The 14,240-nt window shown below is 41.7% G+C and carries 13 protein-coding genes and 1 other annotated feature; of the genes, 12 read left to right on the top strand and 1 reads right to left on the bottom strand.

Annotated features, from left to right (window positions below; genetic code table 11):
- The first annotated feature begins 20 nt into the window (after window positions 1-20).
- The 5 genes from hemC to MKX73_RS00420 all read left to right on the top strand — a co-directional run bounded on the left by hemC (window position 21) and on the right by MKX73_RS00420 (window position 4,605).
- Window positions 21-953 (top strand): hydroxymethylbilane synthase, encoded by a 933-nt coding sequence (gene hemC / locus MKX73_RS00440; RefSeq protein WP_340715833.1) that lies wholly within the window; start codon window positions 21-23, stop codon window positions 951-953.
- Window positions 943-1,686 carry a uroporphyrinogen-III synthase gene (locus MKX73_RS00435; protein ID WP_340715832.1) on the top strand — a complete coding sequence of 248 codons (744 nt, stop codon included), beginning with the start codon at window positions 943-945 and terminating at the stop codon, window positions 1,684-1,686. Before hemC ends, MKX73_RS00435 begins: the two co-directional genes overlap by 11 nt.
- Complete coding sequence (hemB, locus tag MKX73_RS00430) at window positions 1,683-2,663, top strand: porphobilinogen synthase (RefSeq protein ID WP_340715831.1); 981 nt, start codon at window positions 1,683-1,685, stop codon at window positions 2,661-2,663. The genes MKX73_RS00435 and hemB overlap by 4 nt, the downstream gene beginning before the upstream one ends.
- A 1-nt stretch (window position 2,664) precedes the next feature.
- The gene (gene hemL / locus MKX73_RS00425; protein ID WP_340715830.1) at window positions 2,665-3,954 is read left to right on the top strand and encodes a glutamate-1-semialdehyde 2,1-aminomutase; all 1,290 of its coding nucleotides are present in this window, start codon (window positions 2,665-2,667) and stop codon (window positions 3,952-3,954) included.
- 63 nt (window positions 3,955-4,017) lie between these two features.
- Window positions 4,018-4,605 carry an alanine racemase gene (locus MKX73_RS00420; protein WP_340715829.1) on the top strand — a complete coding sequence of 196 codons (588 nt, stop codon included), beginning with the start codon at window positions 4,018-4,020 and terminating at the stop codon, window positions 4,603-4,605.
- 47 nt (window positions 4,606-4,652) lie between these two features.
- On the opposite strand, the gene MKX73_RS00415 is transcribed toward MKX73_RS00420, so the two are convergent.
- On the bottom strand, window positions 4,653-4,844 hold the full coding sequence (locus tag MKX73_RS00415; RefSeq protein ID WP_340715828.1) for a hypothetical protein: 192 nt from the start codon (window positions 4,842-4,844) through the stop codon (window positions 4,653-4,655).
- A 117-nt stretch (window positions 4,845-4,961) separates the two neighbouring features.
- Window positions 4,962-5,334, top strand: a binding site (T-box leader).
- Window positions 5,335-5,391: 57 nt separating this feature from the next.
- Between MKX73_RS00415 and MKX73_RS00410 the strand changes: the two genes are divergently transcribed.
- From MKX73_RS00410 to MKX73_RS00380, 7 genes are all read left to right on the top strand, one after another.
- Entirely contained in the window at window positions 5,392-8,034 is a 2,643-nt protein-coding gene (locus MKX73_RS00410; protein WP_340715827.1) for a valine--tRNA ligase, read from the top strand.
- A 94-nt stretch (window positions 8,035-8,128) separates the two neighbouring features.
- Window positions 8,129-9,400, top strand: coding sequence for a bifunctional folylpolyglutamate synthase/dihydrofolate synthase (locus MKX73_RS00405; protein ID WP_340715826.1), 1,272 nt, complete (start codon window positions 8,129-8,131; stop codon window positions 9,398-9,400).
- Window positions 9,397-10,644 carry a bifunctional folylpolyglutamate synthase/dihydrofolate synthase gene (locus MKX73_RS00400; RefSeq protein WP_340715825.1) on the top strand — a complete coding sequence of 416 codons (1,248 nt, stop codon included), beginning with the start codon at window positions 9,397-9,399 and terminating at the stop codon, window positions 10,642-10,644. The genes MKX73_RS00405 and MKX73_RS00400 overlap by 4 nt, the downstream gene beginning before the upstream one ends.
- Before the next feature lie 189 nt (window positions 10,645-10,833).
- Window positions 10,834-11,433: a translation initiation factor 2 gene (locus tag MKX73_RS00395; RefSeq protein WP_340718817.1), complete on the top strand. Its 600-nt coding sequence runs from the start codon at window positions 10,834-10,836 to the stop codon at window positions 11,431-11,433.
- A 106-nt stretch (window positions 11,434-11,539) separates the two neighbouring features.
- On the top strand, window positions 11,540-12,133 hold the full coding sequence (locus MKX73_RS00390) for a Maf family protein (RefSeq protein ID WP_340715824.1): 594 nt from the start codon (window positions 11,540-11,542) through the stop codon (window positions 12,131-12,133).
- Window positions 12,134-12,144: 11 nt separating this feature from the next.
- Complete coding sequence (radC, locus tag MKX73_RS00385) at window positions 12,145-12,846, top strand: RadC family protein (protein ID WP_340715823.1); 702 nt, start codon at window positions 12,145-12,147, stop codon at window positions 12,844-12,846.
- A gap of 376 nt (window positions 12,847-13,222) precedes the next feature.
- Complete coding sequence (locus MKX73_RS00380) at window positions 13,223-14,239, top strand: rod shape-determining protein (RefSeq protein ID WP_079528052.1); 1,017 nt, start codon at window positions 13,223-13,225, stop codon at window positions 14,237-14,239.
- Window position 14,240: the final 1 nt, after the last annotated feature.

Here is a 14,240-nt window from a genome sequence, read left to right as displayed (position 1 = left end):
AATAGAAAGGTCGGAGTAACGTGAGAAAAATTATTGTAGGATCTCGAAAAAGTAAATTGGCATTAACACAAACAAACTGGTTTATTAATGAGTTGAAAGAAGCTGGCGTACCATTTGATTTCGAAATCAAGGAAATTGTAACAAAAGGTGACCGCATCTTAGATGTACAGCTTTCTAAAGTTGGCGGTAAAGGTCTATTCGTTAAGGAAATCGAACAAGCTCTATATGATAAAGAAATCGACTTTGCTGTGCATTCGATGAAAGATATGCCTGCAGTATTACCTGAAGGGCTGATCATTGGCTGTATTCCTCCACGAGAAGATGCCCGTGATGCCTTTATTTCAAATGGTCATGTGAAATTTGCCGATTTGCCAAAAGGTGCAATCGTCGGTACAAGTTCATTACGTCGCAGCGCACAATTATTACAGGCACGTCCGGATCTTGAAATTAAATGGATTCGAGGAAATGTCGATACACGTCTGAAAAAACTGGAAACAGAAGATTTCGATGCGATTATTTTAGCGGCAGCAGGGCTGAAACGACTTGGCTGGAGCGATGATGTTGTAACGGAATACTTAGATACTGATATTTGCCTTCCAGCTGTTGCACAAGGTTCATTAGGGATTGAATGCCGCGCGGATGATGCGGAGCTGCTTGAGCAACTGGCGAAATTAACAGATGCCACAACATGGGCTACAGCACATGCCGAGCGTTCGTTTTTAGCTGCGATGGATGGTGGCTGCCAAGTTCCGATTGCCGGCTATGCAACAGTAGATGGTGACCAAATTACATTAACAGGTTTAGTGGCGGCTCCGGATGCTTCTGTAACGTATAAGGAAACATTGACAGGAACTGACGCGGATGCAGTTGGTAAAGCAGTTGCCGCAAAATTAACTGAGCAAGGTGCCTTTGACTTAATTCAAAAAGTAAAGGCTGAGTTAGATGCCGAGTAATGAACTCTTAGGAAAAACATTGATTATTACAGGCTCGGCGGTTGTAAGATCTGTAGAGCAATTGATTGAGCAACATGACGGGAAAGTTTATAATTATCCATTAATCGAAACTGTGGAAAAGGTTTCTAAGGAAGATGAATACTATTTTCGTGAATTACCTGCATATGAGTGGCTCATTTTTACGAGCCAAAATGCGGTGAAAAGCTTTATCGATAAATGTAGACGGCATGAACAGACCATTCCTGAACCAATGAAAATTGCGGCTGTCGGTGAAAAGACAGCTGCTTTATTGCAGGAACAAGGCTATGAAATTCACTTTATGCCAACTGTTTACAGTGCTGATGTATTCGTGAAGGAATTTTCGATGAAACCGGGTGAACGTGCATTATTTGTACGCGGATCGAAGGCGAAAAAGACAATTCATGAAGGTACTGGAGCGGATGAATGGACCGTTTATGAAACACGTCCGTGCAAAAAGTATTTTTCGCAGTTAACGCAGTGCCTGCAGACAGAAAAACATCCGATTGTAATATTCGCCAGTCCTTCTGCGGTAGAAATTTATGCTGAGCACATTGTGCCGCATATAGACTGGCAAAATGTAAAATTTGCGTCGATTGGCCATGTAACAACAGCAGCTCTTGAAAAATACGGAGTTCAGCCAATTGTGCAACCGAAAATCTATACGATGCAAGCTGTAATCGAACAGCTCATCCTGGAGGAACAGACAAAATGACAGAACTATATTTCCAACGTCACCGTCGCTTACGTCAAAATGCAGCGATGCGTGCACTCGTAAAAGAAACATACCTGCAAAAAGAAGACCTTATTTATCCTTTGTTTATTATTGAAGGAGAAAATGTTAAAAACCCTGTAAGTTCAATGCCTGGCGTGTTCCAATTATCTTTGGATAACTTGGCTGCTGAAGTGGATGAAATTGTAGACTTGGGCATTCGTGCGGTATTACTTTTCGGAATTCCTAAAGAAAAGGATGCAGTCGGTACCGGTGCTTTCCATGATCACGGAATCGTACAGGAAGCGACACGTTTAATAAAAGATCGTCATCCCGAACTTCTGGTTGTAGCAGATACATGCTTATGTGAATTTACGGACCACGGGCATTGTGGTGTCATTGAAGGCGATCAAGTTTTGAATGATCCATCACTTGATGTGCTGGCGCGTACAGCGATTTCTCAAGCAAAAGCCGGTGCCGATATCATTGCACCATCGAACATGATGGACGGGTTTGTAACGGCGATTCGTGCTGGATTGGATTCAGCAGGCTTCCAGCATATTCCGATCATGTCTTATGCGGTAAAATATGCTTCAAGCTATTACGGACCATTCCGTGAAGCGGCAGAAGGAGCACCACAGTTCGGTGACCGCAAAACATATCAAATGGATCCTTCCAATCGAATGGAAGCAATTCGCGAAGCAACGTCGGACGTTGAAGAAGGTGCAGATTTCCTGATCGTAAAACCGGCATTAGCGTATATGGATATTATCCGAGATGTGAAAAACAGCTTCCCGTTACCTGTTGTGGCGTATAATGTATCAGGCGAATATTCAATGGTAAAAGCAGCTGCGCAAAATGGCTGGATCGATGAAAAAGCGGTTGTGCTGGAAACATTATTAGGTATGAAGCGTGCAGGTTCGGATTTAATCATTACTTATCATGCAAAAGACGTCTGTCGTTGGTTGGAGGAAAAATAATATGCGTAGTTACGAAAAGTCAAAAGCAGCATTTACAGAAGCGGTTGATTTAATGCCAGGCGGAGTAAACTCTCCAGTACGAGCATTTAAATCAGTAAACTTGGATCCGATATTTATGGATTCGGGCAAAGGTGCAGTAATTAAAGACATTGATGGCAATGAATATATTGACTATGTTTTATCATGGGGTCCTTTAATTTTAGGACATGCACACCCGGAAGTTGTTTCGGCTATTCAGGATCAGGCAGCTAAAGGTGCGTCATTCGGTGCCCCTACTGTTTCAGAAAACAAATTGGCAAAGCTTGTAATGGACCGTTTGCCATCAGTGGAAATGATTCGTTTTGTATCATCAGGTACAGAAGCAACAATGTCTGCACTACGCTTAGCGCGTGGATTTACTGGGCGTGACAAAATTTTGAAATTTGAAGGTTCATACCATGGTCATGGGGATTCACTGCTCATTAAAGCAGGTTCAGGTGTAGCGACACTTGGTTTACCGGACTCACCGGGTGTTCCGGCCGATATTGCCAAAAACACATTAACGGTTGCTTATAATGATCTGGAATCTGCAAAATTAGTATTCGAAAAATTCGGCGCTGATTTAGCTGCAGTTATTTTAGAACCGGTTGCCGGAAATATGGGTGTTGTTCCACCACAGCCAGGTTTCCTTGAAGGGTTGCGTAAACTGACAGAAGAAAATGGAACGGTTTTAATTTTCGATGAAGTTATGACAGGATTCCGTGTAGACTATGGCTGTGCCCAGGAATATTACGGAATTAAACCTGACCTTACTTGTTTAGGCAAAGTAATCGGTGGAGGTTTACCGGTTGGTGCATTTGGCGGAAAGCGCGAAATTATGGAGAAAATCGCTCCGGCGGGTCCTATTTACCAGGCAGGTACATTATCAGGTAACCCGTTAGCGATGACAGCCGGCTATGAAACATTAAGCCGTCTGAACAAAGACTCATATGAATACTTCCGCAAACTGGGAGATCAGTTGGAAGAAGGTTTCCGTGCGGCAGCGACGAAATACAATATTCCGCATACAGTAAATCGTGCAGGGTCGATGATTGGTTTCTTCTTCACGAACGAAGATGTTATCGATTTTGAATCGGCGAAAAGTTCGGATTTAGAGCTGTTTGCAGAATACTTCAAGCTAATGGCCGAAGAAGGAATTTTCCTGCCGCCATCACAATTTGAAGGATTATTTATTTCAACTGCGCATACAGAAGAACATATCGCAAAAACAGTTCAGGCATTCCATAATGTCTTTGAAAAATTAGCGAGATAATCTCATAAATAAATCATAAATTCCCTTTCTACGCATAATGTAAGCGTAGGGAGGGGATTTTTTATGCAACAGTGGGAAATGAAAGAGACATTTACATTTCCAAAGCAATTAGGAAATGTTCAAGAGAATTCTAAAATAGTAGTTGAACCGAAATGGCATGAAGAGATTAGCGAAGATTCCGTCGTAGTAAGAGGAATTTATGTAGTAAAAGGAAATATTCAATTTGATCATGTAGCACGCGAGGATGAAATTGAGGATGGTATCTATATCGAACATATGGATATTGAAAAAGATCAAGGCTATTTCGAATACGCCCTGCCTTTTTCAGTAGATTTTCCAAATGATGATATTCAAACTGTTTCGCTTCGCATAGAGGATATTAAAGTAGAGCCGAATAATGGCTACTGTTCATGCAGCTGGGCAGTCCATTGCGATGTGGAAAAGAAAGTACAAGCAGTTGCTGAAGTAGAAAAGCCGGCACCGGTTAAAGAAGTCGTTGTCGAACAGCCTAAAGAAGAGGAAAAACCCCGACTTCAAGCGGAGAAGGAGATTGAATCAACGCAGATGCCCCAAACCGTTCCCCATGAGCTTGATTTTCTGGAACAGCTGGCAGATGCATATAGCCGCGTGCAAATACAATTGAAAAAATAAAAAAATGTTCCGTAAGAATTGATGCTTACGGAACATTTTTTGCGATTTCAAATAAAATCAGTGAGCAATAAGTAAGTAAATAAAATTAGAATGGCCAGCAATAATATATCACCCGTTGTCGGAAGGAAGACCGTTCGAACCGCCTGGAAAATCGTAATCGGCAAAATACAATGGCGCATAAAGAAACGGAATTTCCGAAGCCATGGGGGCAATAAATAAGGATTGTAGTTTTTTCGCAATGTCCAAACTCCTTTTGCATAGTATATGTGAAGAGCGCAAATAACGTGTTAAAGTATATTCCCCATTCGTGCTTGATATTTCATTGAAAACAGCTTAAAATAAAGTGCAACTATATAATTGAAGCGAAGATTAGGAAGAGTATGTATGAGATCGATGGCAAGAGAGGAAACGGCAGCTGAAAAGTTTCTCCATCAACCATGCAGAAGGTAGCCTAGGAGCTGACTTAGTGAACTACTAGTAGCTAGGATCCGGTTAAACACCGTTATCGAATGAAGTGCCGAAAAGCTTAATGAAAATTATGCGAGCGTATGACGGGACAAAGGCTTAAAAGAAAGCGTTTGTCAGTCAAGAAACGACGAAGCGAAGCAACCGCAGTGAACATTTGGTTCATGAGGATTGCTGAGTGAGGAGTGACGAAGAATACGAACGCTTGACTTAAGCCGCTCGGAAATAAAGGTGGTACCGCGAATTAACTCCCTCGTCCTTTTTTAAGACGAAGGGAGTTTTTTTATGTCCAATAATAAGGTGACAAAGGAGAGATTCATCATGACGGAAATTACAATGCCAACAAAATACGATCCGCAGCAAACTGAAGCCGGCCGCTATGAATGGTGGTTAAAAGGCAAGTTTTTCGAAGCAGATCCAACAAGCGATAAGGAACCATATTCTATTGTTATCCCGCCGCCAAACGTAACAGGCAAACTGCATCTTGGCCACGCTTGGGATACAACATTGCAAGATATTCTAATTCGTATGAAACGCATGCAAGGGTATGATGCACTATGGTTGCCAGGTATGGACCATGCGGGTATTGCGACACAGGCAAAAGTTGAGGAAAAATTACGCGGTGAAGGTATTTCCCGCTATGACCTTGGCCGTGAAAAGTTCCTTGAAAAAACATGGGAATGGAAAGAAGAATATGCTTCTCACATCCGTGCACAATGGTCGAAGTTAGGTTTGGGCCTAGACTATACTAAAGAGCGTTTCACACTTGATGAAGGCTTATCTGATGCAGTAAAAGAAGTATTCGTTAAATTATACGAAAAAGGCTATATTTACCGCGGTGAGCGTATTATTAACTGGGACCCGGCTGCCAAAACAGCCCTTTCAGACATCGAAGTAATCCATAAAGAAGTAGAAGGCGCATTTTATCATATGGAATACCCGCTTGCTGATGGTTCTGGTAAATTACGCGTTGCAACAACTCGCCCGGAGACAATGCTAGGTGACTCTGGTGTAGCTGTACACCCGGAAGATGAGCGCTATGCACACTTAGTAGGGAAAACAGTTATTTTACCTATCGTAGGTCGTGAAATTCCGATCGTTGCAGATGACTACGTAGATATGGAATTCGGTACAGGTGTTGTGAAAATGACACCAGCACATGACCCGAACGACTTTGAAGTTGGGAACCGTCATGACCTGGAACGTATTTTAGTGATGAACGAAGATGGTACAATGAATGACTTAGCCGGCAAATATGCGGGTATGGATCGTTTCGAATGCCGTAAGCAAATCGTTGCAGATTTACAAGAAGCAGGCGTATTAATCGAAATCGAGCCACATGTACACCAAGTTGGACATTCAGAGCGTACGAATGCTGTTGTAGAACCATATCTTTCTAAACAGTGGTTCGTAAAAATGGCTCCACTTGCTGAAGAAGCGCTAAAAATGCAGGCTGATGAAAACGAAAAAGTAAACTTCGTACCAAATCGTTTTGAAAACACATATAACCGCTGGATGGAAAATATCCATGACTGGTGTATTTCCCGTCAATTATGGTGGGGACATCAAATCCCGGCTTGGTATAACAAAGAAACAGGCGAGCTTTATGTAGGTAAAGAAGCACCCGAAGATGCCGAGAATTGGACACAGGACGAAGATGTTCTTGATACATGGTTCTCATCTGCTTTATGGCCGTTTTCTACAATGGATTGGCCAAATGAAGAATCTGAAATGTTCAAGCGCTACTACCCGACAAATACGTTAGTAACGGGCTATGACATCATCTTCTTCTGGGTAAGCCGTATGATTTTCCAAGGGAAAGAATTTACAGGCGAGCGTCCATTTAAAGATGTTTTAATCCATGGTTTAGTTCGTGATGCTGAAGGACGCAAAATGTCCAAATCACTTGGTAACGGGGTTGACCCGATGGATGTAATCGACCAATATGGTGCGGATTCATTGCGTTACTTCCTTGCAACAGGTTCATCTCCAGGTCAGGATCTACGTTACTCTACAGAAAAAGTGGAATCTACATGGAACTTCGTAAATAAAATCTGGAATGCTTCTCGTTTTGCATTGATGAACATGGAAGGCCTGACATATGAGCAAATCGATTTAACAGGTAACCTTTCAACAGCGGATAAATGGATTCTTTCACGCTTGAATGAAACAATTGACCGTGTGACAACATTATCTGATAAATACGAGTTCGGTGAAGTAGGCCGTGAACTATACAACTTCATTTGGGATGACTTCTGTTCATGGTATATCGAAATGGCGAAATTGCCATTATACGGTGAAGACGAAGCGGCTAAATTAACGACACGTTCAGTACTTGCTCACGTTTTAGACAACACGATGCGTTTACTGCACCCATTCATGCCTTTCGTAACAGAAGAGATTTGGCAGCACTTGCCGCATGAAGGTGAGTCCATTACAGTTGCTGCATGGCCGACTGTAAATCCGGCATTCAACTTCACTGCAGAAGCAGGCGATATGCAGCTGTTAATGGATATTATCCGTGCTGTACGTAATATTCGCGCAGAAGTGAATACACCAATGAGCAAAAAAGTACCGATGACAATTTCAGCAAAAGATGAACAAACATCGGCAGTGCTTGAAGTGAACAAAGGCTATATTGAAAAATTCTGTAACCCGGATGGCTTAACAATCGGGGCAAATCTTGAAGCTCCGGCTCAGGCGATGTCAGCAGTTGTTTCAGGTGCAGAAATCTTCATGCCACTTGCAGGCTTAATCAATATTGAAGAAGAAATCGCACGTCTTGAAAAAGAGCTCGACAAATGGGCGAAAGAAGTCAAATTAGTTTCCGGAAAGCTATCGAATGAACGATTCGTTTCAAAAGCACCGGAAGCATTAGTAGCAACAGAGCGCGAAAAACTTGCGGATTATGAAGCAAAATACGCAACAGTTGAAAAACGCATTGCAGAACTGAAAAATATGTAATGCCTAAGAGAGGTACCGTATAACGGTGCCTCTTTCTTTTAATTCAGCTATAATAAAACAGATTACATATTAGCGGTATTAGGGAGAGAACATAATGTTTCAAACAATGGAGCAATGCACAGATTTTATTTTTAAATTAAAGGCAAGCCAATATAAAGGGGAGCCCTTACAGTCAGCGAAGATCATTCTGGAGGCGCTCGGCAACCCGGAACAAAAAACAAAATTCATCCATTTTGCAGGTTCCAACGGTAAAGGTTCAACATTAAATGCGGCACGAGAGATTTTTATGGAGCACGGCTTAACGGTCGGTGCCTTCATATCTCCGCATCTTGAACGTGCCAACGAACGGGTGACAATCAACAAACAGCAAATTTCCGATGAAGATTTTTTGCGTATTGCAAATAAGATAGCGGAAATTATTGAAAAAAAAATGGACGGAAAATTCCCGAGCTTTTTTGAGTTCGTGACATTGCTTGCCCTAAAATACTTCTCGGAACAGCCATTGGATATCGCACTTCTTGAAACCGGTATTGGAGGGCGTTTGGACTCCACAAATGTTGTGACGCCGGAAGTGAGTGTGATTACAACAATTTCGCTTGAGCATACGGATATGCTCGGTGAGACATATGCTGAAATCGCAGCAGAAAAAGCAGGAATTATTAAGCAAGGTAAACCGGTCGTAGTCGGAGTGAAAAATGCGGAGGCGCTGGCGGTCATTCAGCACACAGCAGCACGGCTGCATGCTCCGATCTATACGTTGGGTGAACACTTTTATGTGGAGAATCAAAAAGGTGCTCATTTTGACTACCGGGGAAATATTAACATCGACAAAATTGAACTTGCCATGGCAGGGGAACACCAAATGGCCAATGCCGCGCTTGCCATTACGGCAGCACAATTATATCTTGAATTCTTTGATGCGCAAAAAGTAAAACTGGCCCTGCAGCATGCGAAGTGGGAAGGGCGTTTTGAAAGAGTGCGTCCCAATATTATTTTGGACGGTGCCCATAATTCTGAAGGGACAACTGCTCTCATCGATACATTAAAGGAAACTGCACCACATCTTAAAGTGAAGTTCGTCTATGCCGCGTTACAGGATAAGGACCATGGTATAAGTATAAAATTAATGGATGAAGCGGCATCTGAAATGCATTTCACCCAAATTAGTTTACCGCGCGCAGCAACAGCGAAGCAGCTATATGAGCAAAGCACACATTCAAAAAAGTTTATGCATTTGAACTGGCAGAAACTAATTGAAAAAGAAATGAATGATTTGGCTGAAGGTGAGCTGCTTGTTATTACCGGCTCTTTATATTTTATTGCTGAAGTGCGCAGTCTGTTTGCAGAAAGAGGGTGGATTTCATGATTCCGTTACTGGATGTTTACAAAGAGCGTTGGCAAGTGGAAAGTGAACGTGCCATCAAGCCGGGTTTGGACGCAATTGAATCCGCGCTTCGTCTTCTTGGTCAGCCTGAAAAACAGCTGAATGTAGTCCATTTGGCGGGAACGAACGGAAAAGGTTCAACACTGGCTTTTATTGAAGGAATGGCACGTGAATACGGGTTATCAGTCGGGAAGTTTATGTCACCTTGTATTGTAGATGTTCATGATCAAATACAGATTGATGGCCGGCCCATCACAAATGAGCAGATGGACCGGATGTTTCAGCAGCTGGCGAAAGCAGGACTTAGCGGAAAACTGACAGATTTTGAGCTATTGACGGCGGTGGCGCTTTTATACTTTGCCGAGCAAAAGCCGGACCTAGTGTTAATCGAAGCAGGCATGGGCGGCAGAGAAGACAGCACAAATGTGGTGACACCGATTGTCTCGGTTGTCCCGAGCATCGCTTTGGAACATACAAATTTTTTAGGCAATACATTAACGAGCATCGCATATCATAAAGCCGGCATATTGAAAGAAAATCGTCCAGCGGTAATCGGAGAAATGTCAGATGAGGCTACGGAAGTTTTCGAAAAGGAAGCCGTTCAGAAAAATGTGCCGTTATTCAAGTTCGGTACCGACTTTTTCGTTTCGATAAAGGAAGGAAAAGAAGCGTATAATTATCCATTACTGCATCTGGAAATTCCTGAATTGCAGCGTCAGCTATTAGGGCAACATCAGGGACATAATATGACATTGGCCATTACTGCATTTCTTGAAGTTCTAAAGAAGTTTGAATTGCCGATAGATGTCCAAAAGATCCGCACGGGTGTGAACAATGCATTACTTGCCGGGCGTTTTGAACAAATCCGACCGAACCTTTATTTTGATGGCGCACATAATCCTGCTAGTATTCAGTCATTAGTGGATACGGTAAAAGAACACTTTCCAAACAAGCGAATCGAGTTTGTCATCGGTTTGCTGGCGGACAAGGATGTCAAAACAATTTTACGGTTATTGGAAGAAGTCGGTGATGCATTCTATTTCGCTGATATTCATAATGAACGGGCGATGCAGGCAATGACTCTTTATGAACTTAGTCAGGCGAAGGAAAAACAAATAATTGATGACGTAAATGAATTTTTACAAGGCCCGGTAATAGGTGAAACAGTACGGATTGTTACCGGTTCACTCTATTTACTGAGTGAAATTCGACGAAATATGCACTGATGCCTCAATGAGCAGACTCGATAAAAGCTTACAGATTGCTGTATAGGGCAATATGAATGGTCTTAAAACAATATGCAAATAAAGAAGAATAATAGCGAAAACTTTTTAGGGGGAGGCGACAGCAGTCTCCTCTTTTTTTATCGCTATTTTGCTATTGTTATATGAAAAAGAGATGGAGCTGTGGCAACGATGAAAGCTTTAAGGAATAATGCCATTTTTCAAGCAATGTTCATTGGAAGTATTACAGGGCTTGCTGGCGTCATACTATTTGTTTTTATTCTGCAACTACCCTCAACTACCGAAGAAGCTGCAGAAACAATCCCGACAACTGTTCAAACACCTGAGGAGCAGCAAGTACAGCAACAGTATTTTGCATTGCAGCACGGTGTTTTTTCAAATTTTGATAGTGCAGCACAATTTTTGGGGACTTATCCTACGTTAAATAAAGCAGCCGTTGTTAAAGTGGGCGAACAGTATTTTGTCTGGTCACGGTTGGATACAGAAAAAGTGGAAACCGCATTAACGGTTGTGCCTACAGGTTTTTACAAAAAAATTACGATTTCAAGCAGCTGTCCGAATCCTGCCGAACTGCAGCTGCCGGTCACATTGAAAGATTCGAAACTGTTCTCGGCAGAGGAGACAGAACCAATTGACAAAAAACAGGTACCGGAGGACTGGACAGGGATTATGACAGAAGTTTCAAAGCTTTCCACGAATCCTAATGTTGTTCGTCTGCATATGTTTATAAATTATTTTGAGAGTCTTGACTGCTTGAAAGTAACATTTTAATCGTTGAAAACATAATGGAATTGTCATTTTCGCATATTTGCAAAAAGAATTGGCTGTTGTTCAAATTTCCGTTTCTCGGTTACTATAGTGTGTAGGAGGATTGGAAATGAATTTTACTACAACTGAACAACTAATATTAGCTTCTGCTTCACCAAGGAGAAAGGAATTGCTCCAAATGCTGAATGTCCCGTTTGAAATTGTGACAAGCGATGTTGTCGAAACAAGCGTCACTGGCGATACGGTTCAGGAATATGTGACAGAAGTGGCATTGTTGAAAGCACGTGATGTGGCCAGGAAATGTCCGAATTATTGTATTATCGGGGCGGATACAATTGTTGTGTTTAATGACCAAATTTTGCACAAGCCTGTTTCCGAGGAAGAAGCCATAGAGCATTTAACGAAGCTTGCAGGAAATCGACATGAAGTGATGACAGCAGTAGCTCTTATTTTGGCGGACGGAACAGAACATACATTTGTTGAAGTAACATCGGTGGTATTTAAAGATATTTCTACGCAAATGATCAGGGCCTATGTACAGACAGGAGATCCTTTTGATAAAGCAGGCGGATACGGAATTCAGACGAGTGGCGCCATGCTCGTTGACCGTATTGAAGGAGACTATAATAATGTCGTCGGTTTACCGATTGCTGCATTAGTTCAAAAGATGCTTACATTACAACTACTAAAACTACCATTTTAGGAGTGATGTAAATGACGGTCCAACAACCGTTATTGAATATGAAAATCCATGATGTACATGAAGCAGACCGCCCGCGTGAACGCCTCATCCGACAAGGTGCAAAAAGTCTGTCGAATCAGGAGCTCATTGCCATATTGCTTGGCACCGGAACAAAAAGAGAATCTGTATTGACGGTGGCCAATCGGGTATTGATCAACTTCGAGAAATTGCATAATTTAAAGCATGCAACACTCGAAGAAATGACCGAGATTAAAGGGATCGGGGAAGCAAAAGCGGTTTTGCTGCTTGCTGCGATCGAACTGGGAAGAAGACTTGCATCGAAAGATTTGGAAGAACGCTTTACAATCCGCACGCCGGAAGATGCAGCCACCTTTTTAATGCAGGATATGACGTCATTACAGCAGGAGCATTTTGTCTGTCTTTACCTCAATGTAAAAAATCAGGTGATTCATAAGCAAACCGTTTTTGTCGGGAGCTTGAATGCCAGCATCGTCCATCCACGGGAAATTTTCCGCGAGGCAGTAAAACGTTCCGCTGCTTCTATCATTTGTTCCCATAACCATCCAAGTGGCATTCCGACACCTAGTCCGGAAGATATCGATGTCACAACTAGACTTTATGAAGCCGGCAAAATAGTCGGAGTCGATTTGCTCGACCACGTCATCATTGGTGATCATCAGTTTATAAGCATGAAGGAAAAAGGTTATTTTTAGGTAACTGGACAAACGTGTTAAAGCGTTTGTCTTTTTATTTTGTAGTTATTTCATAATTGGGAATTATTACATTGCGATAACAATTATTACTTATTTAAAAATTCGTCGACAATTTTCGCAATCGCAACTTTTTTTTGTTATATTCGTCATAGGTATGTGGCGATTTTGTTAAATCTTACATATTAATTTTATTTGTCTCGTAACGGAAATAGAAATACAATAGTAAAGTAGTGTTGTAGAAAAAAACATTCGACAAAAGTCGCGATTCGGTGCTTGTAACACTATAATTTTTTGATGTAATTCGTTATAATAGAGCGTATGATTTTGCTAGCATCATAAATTAGAAATCGTTTTAATAAGAAAGGGAGTACTTAATTTGTTTGGATTAGGGAATAAAGATGTCGGGATCGATCTTGGCACAGCTAATACATTAGTATTTGTAAAAGGAAAAGGAATTGTATTGCGTGAACCTTCAGTAGTAGCGAAAAATACAAAAACAGGCGATATTGTAGCAGTCGGAAATGACGCAAAAAATATGATCGGTCGTACACCGGGTTCAATCGTGGCTATCCGTCCGATGAAAGATGGCGTTATTGCTGATTTTGAAATTACAACAGCAATGATCCAATATTATTTAAAAGAAGCAATGAAAGCTTCGGGTTCTAACTGGAAGAAACCGAATGTCATGATTTGTGTGCCATATGGTATTACTTCAGTTGAGCAGCGTGCGGTTATTGATGCAAGCCGTCAAGCAGGCGCAAAAGAAGCATTTACAATTGAAGAACCATTTGCGGCAGCAATCGGTGCTAACTTGCCGGTATGGGAGCCAACAGGTTCAATGGTAGTAGATATCGGTGGAGGTACAACAGAAGTTGCTGTTATTTCTCTTGGTGGTATTGTAACAAGTGAATCAGTTCGTGTTGGTGGTGATGCAATGGATCAATCGATCATTGCTTACATCCGTAAAACATATAACTTAACAATTGGTGAGCGTACAGCAGAAAGCATCAAGGTTGAAATTGGTACAGCACGTGCTGAAGGACCTGCTGAAACGATGGAAATTCGCGGACGCGACCTGTTAACAGGTTTACCAAAAACAATTGAAATTACATCGGATGAAATTTCAAAGTCTTTACATGAAGCTATTGTAGTTATTTTGGATGGTGTTAAGAAAACATTGGAACAAACACCACCTGAATTATCTGCAGACGTAATGGAGCGCGGTATTGTTTTAACAGGCGGTGGTGCATTATTACGCAATTTAGATAAAGTAATCAGCGATGAAACAAAAATGCCTGTATTTATTGCTGAAGATCCGTTGGATTGCGTTGCAATCGGAACGGGTAAAGCATTAGACAACATCGCTTTAATTCGCGCGCAACAATTGAAGTAAG

Origin of the sequence: Solibacillus sp. FSL W7-1436, assembly GCF_038007305.1 — a bacterium.
Classification (GTDB): Bacteria; Bacillota; Bacilli; order Bacillales_A; family Planococcaceae; genus Solibacillus.
The sequence above is the reverse complement of the archived record's forward strand: the minus strand, read 5'-3'. Positions and strand labels throughout refer to the sequence as shown.

Coding starts and splice junctions, on each gene's coding strand:
- MKX73_RS00435 (WP_340715832.1), top strand. CDS start 943: ATGCCGAGTAATGAACTCTTAGGAAAAACATTGATTATTACAGGCTCG.
- hemB (WP_340715831.1), top strand. CDS start 1,683: ATGACAGAACTATATTTCCAACGTCACCGTCGCTTACGTCAAAATGCA.
- hemL (WP_340715830.1), top strand. CDS start 2,665: ATGCGTAGTTACGAAAAGTCAAAAGCAGCATTTACAGAAGCGGTTGAT.
- MKX73_RS00420 (WP_340715829.1), top strand. CDS start 4,018: ATGCAACAGTGGGAAATGAAAGAGACATTTACATTTCCAAAGCAATTA.
- MKX73_RS00410 (WP_340715827.1), top strand. CDS start 5,392: ATGACGGAAATTACAATGCCAACAAAATACGATCCGCAGCAAACTGAA.
- MKX73_RS00405 (WP_340715826.1), top strand. CDS start 8,129: ATGTTTCAAACAATGGAGCAATGCACAGATTTTATTTTTAAATTAAAG.
- MKX73_RS00400 (WP_340715825.1), top strand. CDS start 9,397: ATGATTCCGTTACTGGATGTTTACAAAGAGCGTTGGCAAGTGGAAAGT.
- MKX73_RS00395 (WP_340718817.1), top strand. CDS start 10,834: ATGAAAGCTTTAAGGAATAATGCCATTTTTCAAGCAATGTTCATTGGA.
- MKX73_RS00390 (WP_340715824.1), top strand. CDS start 11,540: ATGAATTTTACTACAACTGAACAACTAATATTAGCTTCTGCTTCACCA.
- radC (WP_340715823.1), top strand. CDS start 12,145: ATGACGGTCCAACAACCGTTATTGAATATGAAAATCCATGATGTACAT.